We start from the raw sequence: 15948 nt of genomic DNA on the forward strand, positions 1-15948 counted from the left end.
TGGGTGATCCGGCTGAATCATTGCACGCTCCCGCGTGTCCCCTCATTTCGCCTCCGGGCTGATCGGGCCGGGACAGACACGCTCCCAGCGTGGCTGTCCCTCTCGCGGACGTCCTGTCCGCTCACCCGGCCCTGCGGCTCCATTCGGCAATGATTTTTACGCCCCCACCTCCTCTGCAAACTTGTAGGTATGTAAGGAAATAGTAGGGGCCTTCCCTGGGCTATCCTGTCCGCTTACCCAGCCTTGCGGCTTCGTTCGGCAATGATTTTTACGCCCCCACCTCCTCTGCAAGCCTTTAAGTATGTAAGGAAATGGTAGGGGTGATTCGTTTCGCTGAGCGTGCATCTGCTCAGCCTTGCGTCTCCGCTTGGAAGGGATTTTTACGCCCTCTTCTGCAAAATTTTTTAGGAGGTGAGGAAAGAGTAGATGGGAACTCTTTTTGCTGAACGTGCATCTGCTCAGCCCTGCGGCTCCGCCTGGCGGGGATGTTTACGCTCCCTCTGCAAACCTGCGGGTATGTAAGATGACTGGGGTAAAGGCTTTCCGTTGGTCGAGCCTTTCTTTTTCCCCTGCGCGGGGAATGGCAGAGGAAAAATATCAGTGAGAAAAATGACGGGCGGCGGGGTCAGGGGGCGGTATTGCCTTTTTGCAGCCAGAGGCCGTTGATGCCCTGGACGTAGTCGCCGGGGCGGGCGCGGTCTACCAGCTTCTGGCCGGCCAGACGGGCGACGCTCTCTGCCGGTACCCGGTTCTCCTCGGCGATCGCGCGGTAACGGTCGCGGCGCGCCTGGTTGATCCTGTCAGCCAGCGCGGCGGCTTCCGGGTCGGGCTTCACCACCGCCACATAACCGCTGAGCGTCTCCCCTAACCGCCCCTGCGTGCGGGCCTCGTCCAGCGTCAGGGCGTTGGCAACCGCGCTGATACCCAGCACGCTGAAGGCCAGCACCAGCCCCAATATCGTCTTGCGTATCCTCATCAATGCTCCTCAGAACAGATCGCTTTGGCTCTTCAGCAGATCTTCCACATCCTTGTCCACCTTGATGTGAATCTCATGCTCAATTTTAACATTCATGTTAATCGTGATGGGCTGCGACGGCGTCGCCAGCTCAATGCGCGGCACGCAGCCGGCCAGCAGCAGCAGGGGCAGCAGGCCGGTCAGCGCGCGCACGGGGGAAAACATCATGGTTGCGTCCTCGCAGGTTGGGAGAGCCTCTCAGAAAGCCACTCCTGCACATTGTCGCCAAAGCGCAAACTGCGCCACAGCTGGAATACGTTCTCCTGATGCTGATAGTTCAGGATGATATTGCGCCGCTGGGTCTCGCCCGGGCTGACGCCGTCAATCTTCGCCGCCAGCGTCAGCCCGCCCAGGTTGTCCAGGCTGACTTCGGCCGACGTGCGGCTGATCTCCAGATAGCGCAGCCAGTCTACCACCAGCCGGTTGGTCAGGTTGCCTTCCGCCAGTGCCTGCGCCATCTCCGGTGCCAGCCGCAGCGTCAGCAGGCCGTGGTTGCGTACCCAGCCCCCTTTCACCAGCCAGTGCGGGTTGTCCAGCCAGAGCGGCAGCTCCCCGTCCACCTTGCCGGACATGGCGAACTGCTTGGGCTTCAGCGCCGTGAACACCTCGCTTAAGTCCACCTGATCCAGCTTCAGCACCGCCGCCTGATGCTGCGGCAGCCGCAGCGCCGACAAACTCACATGGCCGCCCAGCATATCCACGCCGACGTTGCTCAGCGTCAGCGGCAGGTGCTCGCTGTAGGGATAATTCCCCTGCAGATCGGCGGTGATGTTCTTCATCGCCACCAGATTGCGCAACAGACCGATGCGCAGCGACACCGGCTGCTGTGCGCCAAACTGCCAGCGGTGGTTATCCAGCCGGTACGGCAGGATGAAATCCACCCCGCTCACCTCGCCATCCTTCAGCCAGGCACCGCCCTGCTGCACCACCCAGTGGCCGCCCGCCACCAGCCCCTGCTCCCGCGCGGCGGAGAACGCCGTCTGGGCGCGGAAACGCCCGTCGCGCAGCGTGATTTTCAGCGCCGGGTCCAGCAGCGGCTGGAAAGCGGTCAGCGGCTGATCCGGCCACCACCCTTCACCGCGCAGCCGCTCGCCGTCCCAGCGTCCGCGCAGGGCGATCGGCCCAATCGGCGGCGCGGCCAGGCTGCCGCGCCACAGGAAAGCCGCCGGTGACGTGCCCTTGACCTGCAACGCCAGCAACGTCGGCGGCAGATACCCGCCATTGCCCAGCCCGATGCGCTCTGCCGCCAGCGTCACTCCCCCTTTCAGCGCCTCCGGCTCCGCCCCGGACGGGCGCTGCCAGACCAGCGGTTCGCTCAGCGTCAGGCGCGGTTTGTCCACCGTCATCAGCCCGTAATGCAGCTGGTTAAACCCGGTGGACAGCGTTGACACCGTCAGCCGTGCGGCGTCCCAGCGCCCTTTGCCGGTCATGTCCCAGCGCGCCTGTAACGGCGGCAGGGTACCGTTGCCCCAGAAGTTGTACTGCCAGTGGCCGCGATCCGGCCAGAAATCCTGCGCTTTACCGTCGAGGTGCAGCTTCACTGCGCCCCAGTAGCGGTCAGTCAGCCGCACAATCGCCTGTAACGGGCCGTTGATGCCCGCAGGTGACAGGGTCACGCCCGCCAGCGGCCAGCGCGCCTCTTCCAGCCGCTGCTGATCCGCCAGGTTGCCCCACGCCCGCAGCAGCGCGCCGCTGCGCAAGGTCAGCGCCGGGCTGAGCAGCGGCCCGTGCAGCCAGGCCGGGAGCGACGCAGTAAACGACAGGCGTTCGGCGTTGGCCTGCCCGGTAAGCTGGAGGTGCAGGTCGCTCTCCGTCAGCCCGATGCTGCCCGGCCCGGCAGAGAGCACCACGTTGGCGCGGCCGTTGTGGCCGCGGGTCAGCATGTTCGCCCTGCCTTCCAGCGTGGCGCGGGTGAAGTGGCTGTCCCAGTCACGCAGGGTCAGGCTCAGCCCGCCTGCCAGCGGCTGGGAGGCATAGGGCCAGCGCCAGCGGCCGTCCCGGATTGCCAGGGACGTGGCGGAGAGTTGCCACGGCAGGCGCAACAGCGGCTCCGGGTCATCTTTTGCACCGGCCACCAGCGTGCCCTGCGCGCCCTGCCAGGCCAGCGTCACCGTCAGCGGGGCCGCGATGCCTGCCAGCGTCAGGTGCGCCTGAAGATCGCCCTGTTGCGGCAGGCTGCCCGCCGCCGCCGGCAGTGTCACCCGCCCGGCCAGCGTCAGCGGTTCGGCCATGCCCGCCAGCGTCACGGCGAATTGGGAGAGGGTGAGCTGCTGGCGGCGGTCGAGAGAGGCCGCCAGCGCCAGCGCGGGTGCGCCGGTGGCAGTGCGCCCGGCGCTGAGATAGTGGAGCTGCTGGCCCGCCGCGCCGCTGCTGAAGGTCAGCCGCCCGGCATAGGGCTGCCACGGGGCGAGGCTGAACTGGTTGATGGTCACGTCCAGCCCCGGCAGGCGCTGTTGCCACGCCGCCAGGGAGAGCGGCGCGCCGCCCGGCTTACCGGCGGGCAACCGGCTCAGGCAGGCGCTGTCGAGCGTCAGGCGGCCGGCGGTCAGCACCCAGCGCCGGTGGCGGAATTCAAGGCGGGCGCGGCTGCTGTCGGCCAGCCTGCATGCCCCGGCGGAGAAGGTCATCGGCGGCAGTTGCAGGCCGTGGCGGGTCAGGCGCAGCGGGCCTGCCAGCGTCAGCTGGGTGCCCTCAGGCAGCCAGAACCGGGCCACCGTCGGCAGCCAGCCCGGCAGCGTCAGCCAGCCGGTGCCGAGCGCCAGCACCACGCCCGGCAGGCCAATCCCCAGCGCTTTCCATCCTTTTCTCATTAACCGTCCTGTTTTTCCCAAAAACGCTGCAAGATACCATACTTAACGCTATTCATCCGCCACCGGTGGGCGCACCGCCCGCTGCCGGGGAAAAACCGGTGGCCTTACATGCCGTTACCGTTGGTGGCGGCCCTTGCCTTCTGTTACGTTGAACTCAGGCTTTTTACGGAGAACGATTATGAAAATGGCGATATACAGTACCAAACATTATGACCGTAAATATCTGGAACTGGTAAATCAGCAGTTTAATTTCGAATTAGAGTTTTTTGATTTCTTGCTGACCCCGGCCACTGCCAAAAACGCCGTCGGCTGCGACGCCGTCTGCCTGTTTGTGAACGACGACGGTGGCCGGGAGGTGCTGGAGGAGTTTGCGGCGCTGGGGGTGAAGATTCTGGCGCTGCGCTGCGCCGGGTTCAATAACGTCGATCTGGACGCCGCCAAAGAGCTGGGCATCCAGGTGGTGCGGGTGCCGGCCTATTCGCCCGAGGCGGTGGCCGAGCACACCGTGGGGCTGATGATGACCCTCAACCGCCGCATTCACCGCGCCTACCAGCGCACCCGCGATGCCAACTTCGCGCTGGATGGGCTGATCGGCTTCAATATGCATAACCGCACCGCCGGGGTGATCGGCACCGGCAAAATCGGCCTGGCGACCCTGCGCATCCTGAAGGGGTTCGGCATGAAGCTGCTGGCCTTTGACCCCTATCCGTCGCCGCAGGCGCTGGAGCTGGGCGCGGAGTATGTTGACCTGAACACCCTCTATGCCCGCTCAGACGTGATTACCCTGCACTGCCCGCTGACGCCGGAGAACCACCACCTGCTGAATGCCGAGGCGTTCCGTAAGATGAAAGACGGGGTGATGGTGATTAACACCAGCCGCGGCGGCCTGATTGACTCCACCGCCGCCATTGAGGCGCTGAAACAGCAGAAGATCGGCGCGCTGGGGATGGACGTCTATGAAAACGAGCGCGGCCTGTTCTTTGAGGACAAATCCAACGACGTGATCCAGGATGATGTCTTCCGCCGGTTATCCGCCTGCCACAATGTGCTGTTTACCGGCCACCAGGCGTTTCTGACGGAAGAGGCGCTGACCAGCATTGCCGAGGTGACGTTGCAGAACGTCAGCCAGCTCACCCGCGGCGAGCCCTGCCCCAACCTGCTGACGGCGTAAGGCCGTTGCCCGGCTGCTCAGCCGGCCGGGCAGGCCCCGCGCATCAGCGCCCACTCTTCGCACTGTTTGCCGTCAGGTAACTGGCACATGCCGATGGTGCTGCCGTCGAGCTGGCGCGCCAGTGCCAGCGTGCCGCCGACCAGCCCGCAGTTGGCCGAGGCCGGGTTAGCCCGGTTCAGGTTGTGGGAGGGGTTGACGCTGGTCGCCTGCTGTACCGGCTCATCCTCATAGCGTTCGTCGTCATCATGGCTGCTGCACGCGGCCAGTAAAAAAAGGCTGCCTGCAACCACTAACCCGGCGGTTAATTTCATCGGCCTGCTCCTGCTCGTCATCGGTAGGAAAAAAGGAATGGGCGACGGCGTTAAAAGAAGAGAGGGGCCTGCCCAGCGCTATTTTTAGCGTTAATTACGGGGCGAGTAAATATCGGAACGGGTAATACCGCGGAATAATTAAATTGCGCTGATGTATTAATTTGATTTATTGCCGGAAGCCGGGGGTTGCCGGAAAAAACGGCTATGCCGCAACATTTTTAAGATCAACCGGTTAGCAAAGCCGATGTGGCGGTAAGGAATGTCTGAAAACCGGTGCCGGCCAAGCAGGCCATTTTTTCGCGCAGCCTGCGCCGGGCGGGCATTGTGGTAACATTTTATGTCTGCCAACTAAGCCGCTGCCCCGCCACCGCTTCTTTTGCTGTTGCGGTTATTATCCTTTTTTATATAGTTTCCCGGCTAAGCAATTAGCATCCACTGTTTTTTTCAGTTAACGCTGACTGATTTTCTGCCGGCAAACCTAACCCTTTTGCCGGTTTTTTTTACCCCCGCCCCGCGGCTGCCCTTTCCCATCGATAAATTCCCGGCACAAATAGCGCGGCACTGAATATATTCCCCTTTTATTACCCCTGCCATCAGGCTGCCGGGTTTAGCGGCCTGCCGGCGCAACGCGCGCTGCCTGAAAGGGTTTTAGTGTGCCGGCGCTGTTGCCTGGCCGGGTGACAGGGGGTAAATTTAAAGTATGTTGTAATTAATAATAGGCGAACGAACCGATGCCCCGCCACTTTCCGGTACCGCAGCAAAAAACCCGCTGGCATTCGCGGCCGCAATCCGTACCATACAGCGCATTACTGACAGCAGGCTTCCCCTCTGCGGGGCTGGCGCGATAACAATGCAAGAGAACGACGTGGTTAATCAAAAAGAGCAATACAACCTCAATAAGCTGCAAAAGCGTTTGCGCCGCAATGTCGGCCAGGCGATTGCGGACTTCAATATGATTGAGGAAGGCGACCGCATCATGGTCTGCCTTTCCGGCGGCAAAGACAGCTACACCATGCTGGATATTCTGCTGAACCTGAAGCAAAGCGCGCCGATCAACTTCTCGCTGGTGGCGGTGAACCTCGACCAGAAGCAGCCCGGTTTCCCGGAGCATATTCTGCCCGCCTACCTCGATGAACTGGGCGTGGAGTATAAGATTGTCGAAGAGAATACCTACGGCATCGTCAAAGAGAAGATCCCGGAAGGCAAAACCACCTGCTCGCTCTGCTCCCGTCTGCGCCGCGGCATTCTTTACCGTACCGCCACCGAGCTGGGCTGCACCAAGATCGCGCTGGGCCACCACCGGGATGACATGCTGCAGACGCTGTTCCTCAACATGTTCTACGGCGGCAAGCTGAAAGGGATGCCGCCGAAGCTGATGAGCGATGACGGCAAACATGTGGTGATCCGCCCGCTGGCCTACTGCCGCGAGAAAGACATCGAACGCTTCTCCGAGGCGCGCGGGTTCCCGATCATCCCGTGCAACCTCTGCGGTTCCCAGCCGAACCTGCAGCGCGCGGTGATCAAAGAGATGCTACGTGACTGGGACAAAAAATACCCCGGCCGCATCGAAACCATGTTCAGCGCCATGCAGAACGTGGTGCCGTCGCACCTGGCGGACCACAACCTGTTTGATTTCCGCGCCATCCGCCACGGCAGCGCGGTGGTTGACGGCGGTGACCTCGCCTTTGACCGTGAAGAGCTGCCGTTGCAGCCGGTGGGCTGGCAGCCGGAAGAGAATGATGAGCCGGTCATGGCCGAACGCCTGAACGTGCTGGAAATCAAATAACCGCCTGTTCCGGCAAACAGAAAAGCGCACCCTGGTGCGCTTTTTTTTATGGCAGAAACCCCGGTGAGGGAAAGAGAGGGGCCGGAAAAGAGGCAAAAAAAAGCCGGTCTGAAGGACCGGCGGGTATGAATCAATATGTGCTATGCAGTAATTCTAAACATAAGAAATAAGACAATTATGGAGCGCAACGCCCATCGCTTGACGTTGCATTCACCTGCGACAGGGATAATGCGCCCTTTTGCCGTGAGAAATCTTGATTTCGCTCAATATCATCTGCATTTCCTGCCATAACGCAGAAGGCTAGAGCCATTTCCGGCGTTTCAGCCACCAGGCTACCCCGACCACCAGCACCACCAGCGACAGGCAGAACGTAGCGAAACCGTAGCGCCACTCCCCGCCGGGGATGCCGCCGAGGTTGACGCCGAACAGGCCGGTCAGGAAAGTGGTGGGCAAAAACACCATCGCCAGCAGCGACATGGTATAGGTGCGCCGGTTCATCGCATCCGCCAGCTGGCTGGCGATCTCATCGGTGAGCACCGCGGTACGGGCGATGCTGGCGTCGAGGTCGTCAAGGCCGCGCCCGAGGCGGTCGGCGATCTCCTGCATCCGGCGGCGGTCGTCCTCGCTCATCCACGGCAGGCGTTCACTCGCCAGCCGGGTAAAGACATCCCGCTGTGGGGCCATGTAGCGGCGTAAGACAATCAGCTGCTTGCGCAGCAGCGCCATCTGCCCGCGCTCGGGGATCTGCTGGTCCAGCAGCCCATCTTCCATGTCGATGATCTTGTCATGCAGATCCTCAATAAACTCGCTGGCGTGGGCCGTCAGGGCGTCACACAGCTCAATCAGCCAGGTGCCGCTGTTGACCGGGCCGCTGCCCTGTTGCAGATCGTTGAGCACATCGTCAATGGAATAGACCTTGCGGTGCCGGGTAGTGACGATCAGTTTGTCCGTGATGTAGACGCGGATGGTCACCAGCTGGTCAGGCCGTGAATTGGCGTTGAAGTTGATGGTGCGCAGGGTAATCAGGGTGCCGTCGCCCATGCGGCTGACGCGCGGGCGCATACTGTCACCGCCCAGCGCATCACGCACGGAATCCGGCAGCAGCGGCGTGGTGCTGAGCCACTCCCCGCTGGCGGGCAGCGCATAATCCAGGTGGATCCAGCAGGGTTTTTCACTGGTCACGTCACTGGATGGGTCGATGGCGGTGGCCCCGCCCTTGCCGTCCAGCTGGTAGGCATAGATCGCATCGGGGATCTGAAGTTGTTTGCCGCTGATTACATCCACTCGTTCACCTGCATCAAAAATCGTACCGGCGGCCTTGTGCCGCCGGTTTTTGCCCCATTCTAGCGTTAAGGGGTTGAGGATCAAGGCCATGGGCCGCTAAGAAGTATGACTGACTGTTTACGCGGCCTGCCCCCGGTCAGTGTTTGAGGAGATAGAGGGTGTGGCTGTAGGCCACGTCCTCCGGGTTGGTAATCGGGTAGCCTTTCACCCAGGGTTTAATCAGGCGGCCATTGGTGTATTGGTAGATCGGCGCAATCGGTGCCTGTTCCGCAATCATCTGCTCCGCCTGATTGTAGTCCGCATTGCGGGCGTTGGCGTCGGTCTGGCGGCTGGCGGCAGCCAGCAGCCGGTCATAGGCCGGGTCGCTGAATTTGGCGATGTTGCCGGTATGGCTGGACGTCAGCAGGCTGAGGAAGGTCGAGGCCTCGTTGTAATCACCCACCCAGGAGGCGCGCACCACGTCGAAATCGCCGCTGTTACGGCTGTCGATGTAGGCTTTCCACTCCTGGTTCACCAGTTTCACCTCCACGCCCAGCGTTTTCTTCCACATTGAGGCCACGGCGATGGCGATCTTCTGGTGGTTCTCTGAGCTGTTGTAGAGCAGCGAGAGGCGCAGCGGTTTGCCGGGGCCGTAGCCCGCCGCAGCCAGCAGCGCTTTGGCCTGCGCATCCAGCTCCGCCTGGCTGTGCTGCTGCGCCAGCACCGGGTCGGCATGGAAACCGGCAGTGACATCCGGCGTGAAGTGCCAGGCCGGTTTTTCGCCGGTGCCGAGCACCTTCTCCGCGATAATGCGGCGGTCAATGGCGTAGGAGAGCGCCCGGCGTACCCGGGCGTCGTTGGTCGGCGCGCGGCGGGTGTTGAAGGCGTAGTAGTAGGTGCCGAGCTGGTCAGGGGTATAGACCTGTCCCGGGATATCTTTCAGCAGCTTCTGATACATGTTTTTCGGGAAAGACTCAGTGATGTCGATGTCCCCCGCCAGGTAGCGCTTGGTGGCATTGGACTCCTGATTAATCGGCACCAGCGTCACTCTGGTCAGCACCGTGTGGGCGTGGTCCCAGTAGTGGGGGTTGGGCACCAGCACCAGCTTCTCATTGACCACCCGCTGTTGCAGCGTAAACGCGCCGTTGCCCACCAGGTTGCCGGTTTTGGTCCAGTCGTCACCATACTTCTCCACCGTGGCCTGGTGCACCGGGAACAGGCTGAAGTTCGCCAGCAGGCTGATGAAATAGGGCACCGGGCGGCTCAGCCGGATGCTCAGCGTGTGCGCATCCACCGCCGTCACCCCGAGCTTCTCCGGCGGCAGCGTACCGGCGATGATGGCGTCGGCGTTCTCCAGCCCTGCCAGCCCGGCAAACCAGGCTGACGGGGAGTGGTTGGCCGGGTTGACCAGCCGCCGCCAGCTATAGACGAAGTCTTGCGCGGTGACCGGGTCACCGTTTGACCAGCGCGCCGTTTTGCGCAGGGTCAGCGTCCAGTGCTGGTTATCCTGCGTCTCCCAGCGTTCCGCCACCCCCGGGATCACCTTGCCCTGGGCATCCTGGTTGACCAGCCCCTCGAACAGATCCCGCGCCACCTGCGCTTCCGGCAGGCCCACCGCTTTGATCGGGTCGAGCGACGCCGGTTCATCCTTGATATGGCGCACAATCTCCTGCTGTGCGGCCAGCGCAGTACCGGGCGGCACCACGGCCGCCCCGGCGGTGGGCAGCATTGCCGTCAACAGCGCCGCGGCGCTCAGGCGGACGTAAAGGTTACGGGTCGGCATCACTATCACTCCGTTTAATCAGCTGATTTGTCTGGTCTCTGTGTTGTATCACTCCTTGTTGTGCCGCAGAACACCTATTGCCCCGTTGAGGTCACGAAAACGTAACTTTTTCGCCCCGGCGTGCCGGTTCCGGGGGGTTGCCGTAAGAAAAGGCTGTTACCGGCGTGGAAACAGGCGTAAATAGGGAAGACACCCTTTCTGGAGAAATAACACCATGACGTCATTACGTTTGCGCAGTGAACGCGGGCCGCTGACGCCGGCCGGGGTGGAGTATGGCCGCTCGGCACTGGGCGCGCCGCTGCTCTGGTTCCCGGCCAGCCACAGTACCCCGGAGACCGGCCTGATCCTGGCGGGCACCCACGGCGATGAAACGGCGGCGGTGGTGGCGCTCTCGTGCGCCCTGCGCTCCCTGCTGCCGGAGCAGCAGCGCCACCATGTGATCCTGGCGGCCAACCCGGACGGCTGCCAGCTTGGGCTGTGTGCCAATGCCAACGGCGTGGATCTGAACCGAAATTTCCCGACAGAGAACTGGAAACCGGGGGAGACGCACTACCGCTGGAACAGCTATGCCACGGAGCGCGATGTGGTGCTGAGCAGCGGCAGCGCGCCCGGCTCCGAACCGGAGACGCAGGCGCTCTGCGCGCTGATTGAGACGCTGGCCCCGCGCTGGGTGGTGTCGCTGCATGAGCCGCTGGCCTGCATCGAAGACCCGGACAGCACCGCGCTGGCGGAGTGGCTCTCCCACGCCTTTGACCTGCCGATGGTCGCCAGCGTCGGCTACCCGACGCCCGGCTCTTTCGGCAACTGGTGTATTGAACGCGCCCTGCCCTGCATCACGGTGGAGCTGCCGCCCATCTCCGCCGACGAGGCGAGCGAGCGTTACCTCCCGGCGCTGATTGGCCTGCTGCGCCACGACTGAGGCTCAGGCGAGGTCGATGCTGCCGCAGTGAAAGGTCAGCGGCGGCTCTGCGTCGGTGGCGAGCCAGGTCGGCCCGTCGAGGTCCACAAAACGCGCCCCGGCCGCCAGCGGCAGCGCCGCCCGGATGGCGCGCGACGTACAGAGCATACAGCCGAGCATAATCTCCAGCCCCTGCGCACGGGCCGCCGCAGCCAGCTCCAGCGCGGCGGTCAGCCCGCCGGTTTTATCCAGTTTGATATTCACCAGCTGGTAGCGCCCGGCCAGCGCCGGCAAATCGTCCGTGGTGTGGCAGCTCTCATCGGCGCAGATCGGCAGCGGGTGGATGAAATTCGCCAGCGCCCCGTCTTTCCCGGCGGGCAGCGGCTGCTCCAGCATCAGCACCCCGAGGTCTGCCAGCAGCTGGCAGCGCGCGGCCAGCCCCTCCGGCTGCCAGGACTCGTTGGCATCCACAATCAGTGAGAGTTTCGGCACCGCCGCGCGGATCGCCACCAGCCGCTCGGCAATCAGGTGGTCGTCGAGCTTGATTTTCAGCAGGGTCGCGCCGCACTCCTGCAACGCCCGCGCCGCGCCCGCCATCTCCTCCGGCGAACCGAGGCTCACGGTCTGCGCCATGCTGATGGCCGGCAACGGCGCAATGCCGGTGCGCTGCCAGAGGCTCTCCCCCTGCCGGGCGCACTCCAGGCTCCAGAGCGCCGAATCCAGCGCGTTGCGCGCTGCCCCCGGCGGCAACAGCTGCTGCAACGCCTGCCGGTCTGCGCCGCGTTCAATCTCCGTGACCACCCCGGCGATCTGGGCCATCACCGAGGCGACGCTTTCGCCATAGCGCGGGTAAGGCGTGCATTCCCCCACCCCGTGCCACCCTTGCTGCTCAATTTCCACCACCACCACCTGCGCATCGTTACGGCTGCCGCGGGCGATCACAAAGGCCGTATGCAACGGCCAGCTTTCAGGGTAATAACGCAGGGTTCTCATAGCGGCTCCGGTCTCAACATCTTGTTTTAAGTATGGATAACAAATCAGGATAGACAATTTATTAGAAAAGTTTATATACCCAATGCCCAGGCGATGGCATACACTGAGGGCCGGTGTTAAATACTTGTAAAAGGATGGTAGCATGACACAAACAGTACATTTTCAGGGCAACCCGGTCCCCGTTTCCGGCAGCCTGCCGCAGCCGGGTGAACAGGCCAAAAGCTTTACGCTGGTCGCCAAGGATCTGTCCGATGTCGCACTGAGCAACTTTGCCGGGAAGCGCAAAGTGCTGAATATTTTCCCAAGCATTGATACCGGCGTCTGCGCGGCCTCAGTGCGCAAGTTCAACCAGCTGGCGAGCAGCCTGGACAATACCGTGGTGCTTTGCATCTCGTCTGACCTGCCGTTTGCCCAGTCCCGCTTCTGCGGTGCCGAGGGGCTGAGCAACGTGGTGACCCTCTCCACCCTGCGCGGCGAGAGCTTCAAACAGGCTTACGGCGTTGCCATCACCGAAGGCCCGCTGGGCGGGCTGACGGCGCGTGCCGTGGTGGTGCTGGATGAGGATGACCGCGTGATCTACAGCCAGCTGGTGGATGAGATCACCACCGAGCCGAACTACGATCAGGTGTTGTCTATCCTGCGCTAAGGGCCTGCTCTAAAAACCCGGCCTGAAAAAAAAGACAGAAGGGAAACCTTCTGTCTTTTTTATTACTCGTCTGCCGCGCCGGGCTTTTTGCCGCTCAGCCCATACTCGCGCAGCTTGTTGGCGATGGCGGTATGGGAGACGCCGAGCCGCTTCGCCAGCTTGCGGGTGCTGGGGTAAGAGCGGTAGAGCCGCGTCAGCACCGAGCGCTCAAAGCGTTTGCTGATGTCATCCAGCGAGCCGTTCAGCGCCTCTTCGGTGATCGCCAGATCGGTTTCAAACTCCGGCAGCGCAATATCCTGCGGCCGCAGCTCATGCCCCTCCAGCTGCGTCAGGGCGCGGTAGATGGCGTTCTTGAGCTGGCGCACGTTGCCCGGCCAGCCATAGTGCGTCAGGAAGCTGGCCAGCCCGGCCGCCAGTTTCGGCCGTGCCACCCCCTGTTCATCGGCAAAGCGCGCCACAAACAGCTCCGTCAGCGGCATGATGTCTGCCGGGCGCTCGCGCAGCGGCGGCAGGGTCAGCGTCAGCACGTTCAGCCGGTAGTAGAGGTCTTCGCGGAAAGCGCCGCGCTGCACCAGCTCCACCAGGTTCTTCTGCGTGGCGCAGATCACGCGCACATCCACATGCACCTCATGCTCCTCGCCCACCCGGCGGAAGGTGCCGTCATTCAGGAAACGCAGCAGCTTGATCTGCATCCGCGGGGACATCTCGCCAATCTCATCCAGCAGCACGGTGCCGCCGTTGGCCTGCTCGAAGAAGCCTTTTTTGCCTTCCAGCGCATTCGGGTACGCCCCGGCGGCGTAGCCAAACAGCTCGCTTTCGACCACGTCATCCGGCAGTGAGGCGCAGTTCAGGCCGAGGAACGGCTGCTTGCCGCGCGGGCTGCGCAGGTGGCAGGCGCGGGCCAGCAGATCTTTGCCGGTGCCGGTGTCGCCCATGATCAGCAGCGGCGCGTCGAGCATCGCCAGCTTGCGCGCCTGATCCAGCACCTGGCGCATCTTCGGGCTGACGGCGACAATATGGCCGAATTCGCTGTCATCGTTGACGGCCAGATCCTGCAACTGCCGCCCCATGCGGGCGGTGGATTTCAGCATCACCACCGCGCCGACGGCGGCATTGTGGCGGTTTTCGTCATCGAGGTAGATCGGCGTAATGTCCAGCAGGAAATCCTGGTTGCGGATCACCACCCGCTCCGCCTGCGGCTGGGCACGCTCCTGCTCCAGCCAGCGGCTGAAGTTGAAACCGCCGATCAGGCTGCCGGCGGTGTGGTTGCGGATTTTGTCCTCGTCCAGCCCGAACAGCGCCAGCGCCGCCGGGTTGGCCTGCTCTACTTTGCCGCGCATGTCGATGGAGAACACCGGTTCCGGCATCGACTCCAGCAGCGCACGCAGGGCGCGGTGTTCGCGCTCAGACGGCAGGTAAGAGACGGTGCGCACATCCGTGACACCGGCAATCCGGCGGATTTCCGCCATCAGGGCGCGGAAGGTGTCAAAGTCGAGCTGGGCGAAATTGAGGTAGATACGCCCGATCGGCGCAATCTCAATGCCCTGTAAATCAATGCTGCGCAATACCAGCAGGTCAAGCAGCTCCCGGGTCAGGCCCAGGCGATCTTCACAAAAGACTTCCAAACGCATCAGTTAACCTTTCAGCAGGTTGCGAATCACTTTTTGCATCATACTCCTTCGCCCCAGCGGGAAAAAGTTATCTGTCACAAAAAGTTGACACAATCTGCGATTTCTCTCGACAAACTCCTCTTCAGAAGCCTTTTTACGCTATTTCAGGCGGTAAGTTGAGCATAATCCGCTATGAAAAATGGCGGCAGAGAATTCAAGGCGCAGACTCTGCGGCGGTCAGCGGTACTTTCCAGCTGTCACGCCGGTGATACGCTGCACAACACTCTGCTCATCCGGGGCATAAACAGGCGGCCTGACCCCGGCGGCACGGCGGGTGATCATCGCCTGCCAATCTGCTACCATTCGGCCACTTTTTACTTCCAGACGACACCGACTATGAAGTTTATCTCGTTCAACATCAACGGGCTGCGCGCCCGCCCCCACCAGCTTGAAGCCCTGATCCAGCAGCACCAGCCGGATGTGATCGGCCTTCAGGAGACCAAAGTCCATGACGACATGTTTCCGCTGGACGAGGTGAGCCGCCACGGTTACCACGTGTTTTACCACGGCCAGAAAGGCCACTACGGCGTGGCGCTGCTGACGCGTGACGCCCCGCTGGCGGTGCGGCGCGGCTTCCCGACGGATGATGAAGAGGCGCAGCGCCGCATCATCATGGCCGATTTCCAGACCCCGAAAGGGGTGCTGACGGTGATCAACGGCTACTTCCCGCAGGGCGAGAGCCGCGACCACCCGACCAAATTCCCGGCCAAGGAGAAATTCTACCGCGACCTGCAAAGCTACCTGGAGCAGCAGCTGACGCGTGACAACCCGGTGCTGGTGATGGGCGACATGAACATCAGCCCCACCGACCTCGACATCGGCATCGGCGAGGAGAGCCGCAAGCGCTGGCTGCGCACCGGCAAATGCTCGTTCCTGCCGGAAGAGCGCGAATGGCTGGCACGCCTGCACGGCTGGGGGCTGGTGGACACCTTCCGCGCCGCCAACCCGGAAGTGAACGACCGCTTCTCCTGGTTCGATTACCGGTCACGCGGCTTTGATGAAAACCGCGGCCTGCGCATCGACCTGGTGCTGGCCAACGCGCCGCTGGCGGAATGCTGCACGGCCACCGGCATCGATTACGACATCCGCGCCATGGAGAAGCCCTCTGACCACGCCCCGGTCTGGGCCACCTTTGACCTCTGACTGCCCTTTTGCCCCGCAGCCGCGGGGCATGACCGGAGAACATCATGCATACCCTTGATGTGGTCGCCGCGATTATTGAGCGCGACGGCCTGATCCTGCTGGCGCAGCGGGATAACTCGCGCGATCAGGCCGGGCTGTGGGAGTTCCCCGGCGGCAAGGTTGAGGCGGGTGAGAGCCAGCCGCAGGCGCTGGCGCGTGAGCTGGCAGAAGAGCTGGGGATTGTGGCGGAGATTGGGGAGTACGTCGCCAGCCAGCGCTGGGCGCACGGCGGGCGGCTGATCCGCCTTCATGCCTGGCGGGTGCCGCAGTTCCGGGGCGACCTGCGCCCGACCTGCCACCAGGCGCTGGCCTGGGTGACGCCAGAGGCCGCCGCCGGTTACGCGCTGCCGCCGGCCGACCTGCCGCTGCTGGCCGCCTACCGGGCGCAGCGCGGCTGAGCATGGCAGGCCGCTGAAGATC

15 protein-coding genes are annotated in these 15948 nt (G+C 62.8%); 6 read left to right on the forward strand and 9 right to left on the reverse strand.

All coding sequences use genetic code 11. The annotated features are described in order from the left end of the window. Positions 1 to 625: 625 nt before the first annotated feature. The 3 genes from CYR32_RS02320 to CYR32_RS02330 are packed head-to-tail and all read right to left on the reverse strand — an operon-like array spanning position 626 to position 3825. Complete coding sequence (locus CYR32_RS02320) at positions 626 to 976, reverse strand: YdbL family probable chaperone protein (RefSeq protein ID WP_101822168.1); 351 nt, start codon at positions 974 to 976, stop codon at positions 626 to 628. A 9-nt stretch (positions 977 to 985) separates the two neighbouring features. After that, positions 986 to 1180 carry a YnbE family lipoprotein gene (locus CYR32_RS02325; protein WP_101822938.1) on the reverse strand — a complete coding sequence of 65 codons (195 nt, stop codon included), beginning with the start codon at positions 1178 to 1180 and terminating at the stop codon, positions 986 to 988. Continuing rightward, positions 1180 to 3825 (reverse strand): YdbH family protein, encoded by a 2646-nt coding sequence (locus CYR32_RS02330; protein WP_101822170.1) that lies wholly within the window; start codon positions 3823 to 3825, stop codon positions 1180 to 1182. The genes CYR32_RS02325 and CYR32_RS02330 overlap by 1 nt, the downstream gene beginning before the upstream one ends. A 178-nt stretch (positions 3826 to 4003) precedes the next feature. Here CYR32_RS02330 and CYR32_RS02335 point away from each other — a divergent pair, with 178 nt between their 5' ends. Then, entirely contained in the window at positions 4004 to 4996 is a 993-nt protein-coding gene (locus CYR32_RS02335) for a 2-hydroxyacid dehydrogenase (protein ID WP_101822172.1), read from the forward strand. A 17-nt stretch (positions 4997 to 5013) separates the two neighbouring features. Here the strand turns inward: CYR32_RS02335 and CYR32_RS02340 are convergent, their stop codons facing one another. After that, positions 5014 to 5307, reverse strand: coding sequence for a putative hemolysin (locus tag CYR32_RS02340; RefSeq protein WP_101822174.1), 294 nt, complete (start codon positions 5305 to 5307; stop codon positions 5014 to 5016). Between the two features lie 850 nt (positions 5308 to 6157). Here CYR32_RS02340 and ttcA point away from each other — a divergent pair. Continuing rightward, entirely contained in the window at positions 6158 to 7093 is a 936-nt protein-coding gene (gene ttcA / locus CYR32_RS02345; protein WP_101822176.1) for a tRNA 2-thiocytidine(32) synthetase TtcA, read from the forward strand. Positions 7094 to 7393: 300 nt separating this feature from the next. On the opposite strand, the gene zntB is transcribed toward ttcA, so the two are convergent. Continuing rightward, positions 7394 to 8377: a zinc transporter ZntB gene (gene zntB, locus CYR32_RS02350; RefSeq protein WP_101822178.1), complete on the reverse strand. Its 984-nt coding sequence runs from the start codon at positions 8375 to 8377 to the stop codon at positions 7394 to 7396. Between the two features lie 136 nt (positions 8378 to 8513). After that, on the reverse strand, positions 8514 to 10139 hold the full coding sequence (locus CYR32_RS02355; protein ID WP_101822180.1) for a peptide ABC transporter substrate-binding protein: 1626 nt from the start codon (positions 10137 to 10139) through the stop codon (positions 8514 to 8516). A gap of 214 nt (positions 10140 to 10353) precedes the next feature. On the opposite strand from CYR32_RS02355, the gene mpaA reads away from it, so the two are divergent. Beyond that, the gene (mpaA, locus tag CYR32_RS02360; protein WP_101822182.1) at positions 10354 to 11058 is read left to right on the forward strand and encodes a murein tripeptide amidase MpaA; all 705 of its coding nucleotides are present in this window, start codon (positions 10354 to 10356) and stop codon (positions 11056 to 11058) included. Between the two features lie 3 nt (positions 11059 to 11061). On the opposite strand, the gene ycjG is transcribed toward mpaA, so the two are convergent. Continuing rightward, positions 11062 to 12030 carry an L-Ala-D/L-Glu epimerase gene (ycjG, locus tag CYR32_RS02365; RefSeq protein WP_101822184.1) on the reverse strand — a complete coding sequence of 323 codons (969 nt, stop codon included), beginning with the start codon at positions 12028 to 12030 and terminating at the stop codon, positions 11062 to 11064. 142 nt (positions 12031 to 12172) lie between these two features. On the opposite strand from ycjG, the gene tpx reads away from it, so the two are divergent. Continuing rightward, entirely contained in the window at positions 12173 to 12676 is a 504-nt protein-coding gene (tpx, locus tag CYR32_RS02370) for a thiol peroxidase (protein ID WP_101822186.1), read from the forward strand. 62 nt (positions 12677 to 12738) lie between these two features. Here the strand turns inward: tpx and tyrR are convergent, their stop codons facing one another. Beyond that, positions 12739 to 14307, reverse strand: a complete 1569-nt coding sequence (gene tyrR, locus CYR32_RS02375) for a transcriptional regulator TyrR (RefSeq protein WP_101822188.1) — start codon at positions 14305 to 14307, stop codon at positions 12739 to 12741. Between the two features lie 216 nt (positions 14308 to 14523). Next, a complete protein-coding gene (locus tag CYR32_RS21955) occupies positions 14524 to 14649 on the reverse strand; it encodes a hypothetical protein (protein ID WP_277621930.1) in 126 nt (41 codons plus the stop codon). Between the two features lie 33 nt (positions 14650 to 14682). On the opposite strand from CYR32_RS21955, the gene xthA reads away from it, so the two are divergent. After that, complete coding sequence (gene xthA / locus CYR32_RS02380) at positions 14683 to 15489, forward strand: exodeoxyribonuclease III (RefSeq protein WP_101822190.1); 807 nt, start codon at positions 14683 to 14685, stop codon at positions 15487 to 15489. A 44-nt stretch (positions 15490 to 15533) separates the two neighbouring features. Beyond that, positions 15534 to 15926: a pyrimidine (deoxy)nucleoside triphosphate diphosphatase gene (locus tag CYR32_RS02385; RefSeq protein WP_101822192.1), complete on the forward strand. Its 393-nt coding sequence runs from the start codon at positions 15534 to 15536 to the stop codon at positions 15924 to 15926. Positions 15927 to 15948 lie beyond the last annotated feature (22 nt).

It is taken from the genome of Chimaeribacter coloradensis (assembly GCF_002858715.1).
GTDB lineage: Bacteria > Pseudomonadota > Gammaproteobacteria > Enterobacterales > Enterobacteriaceae > Chimaeribacter > Chimaeribacter coloradensis.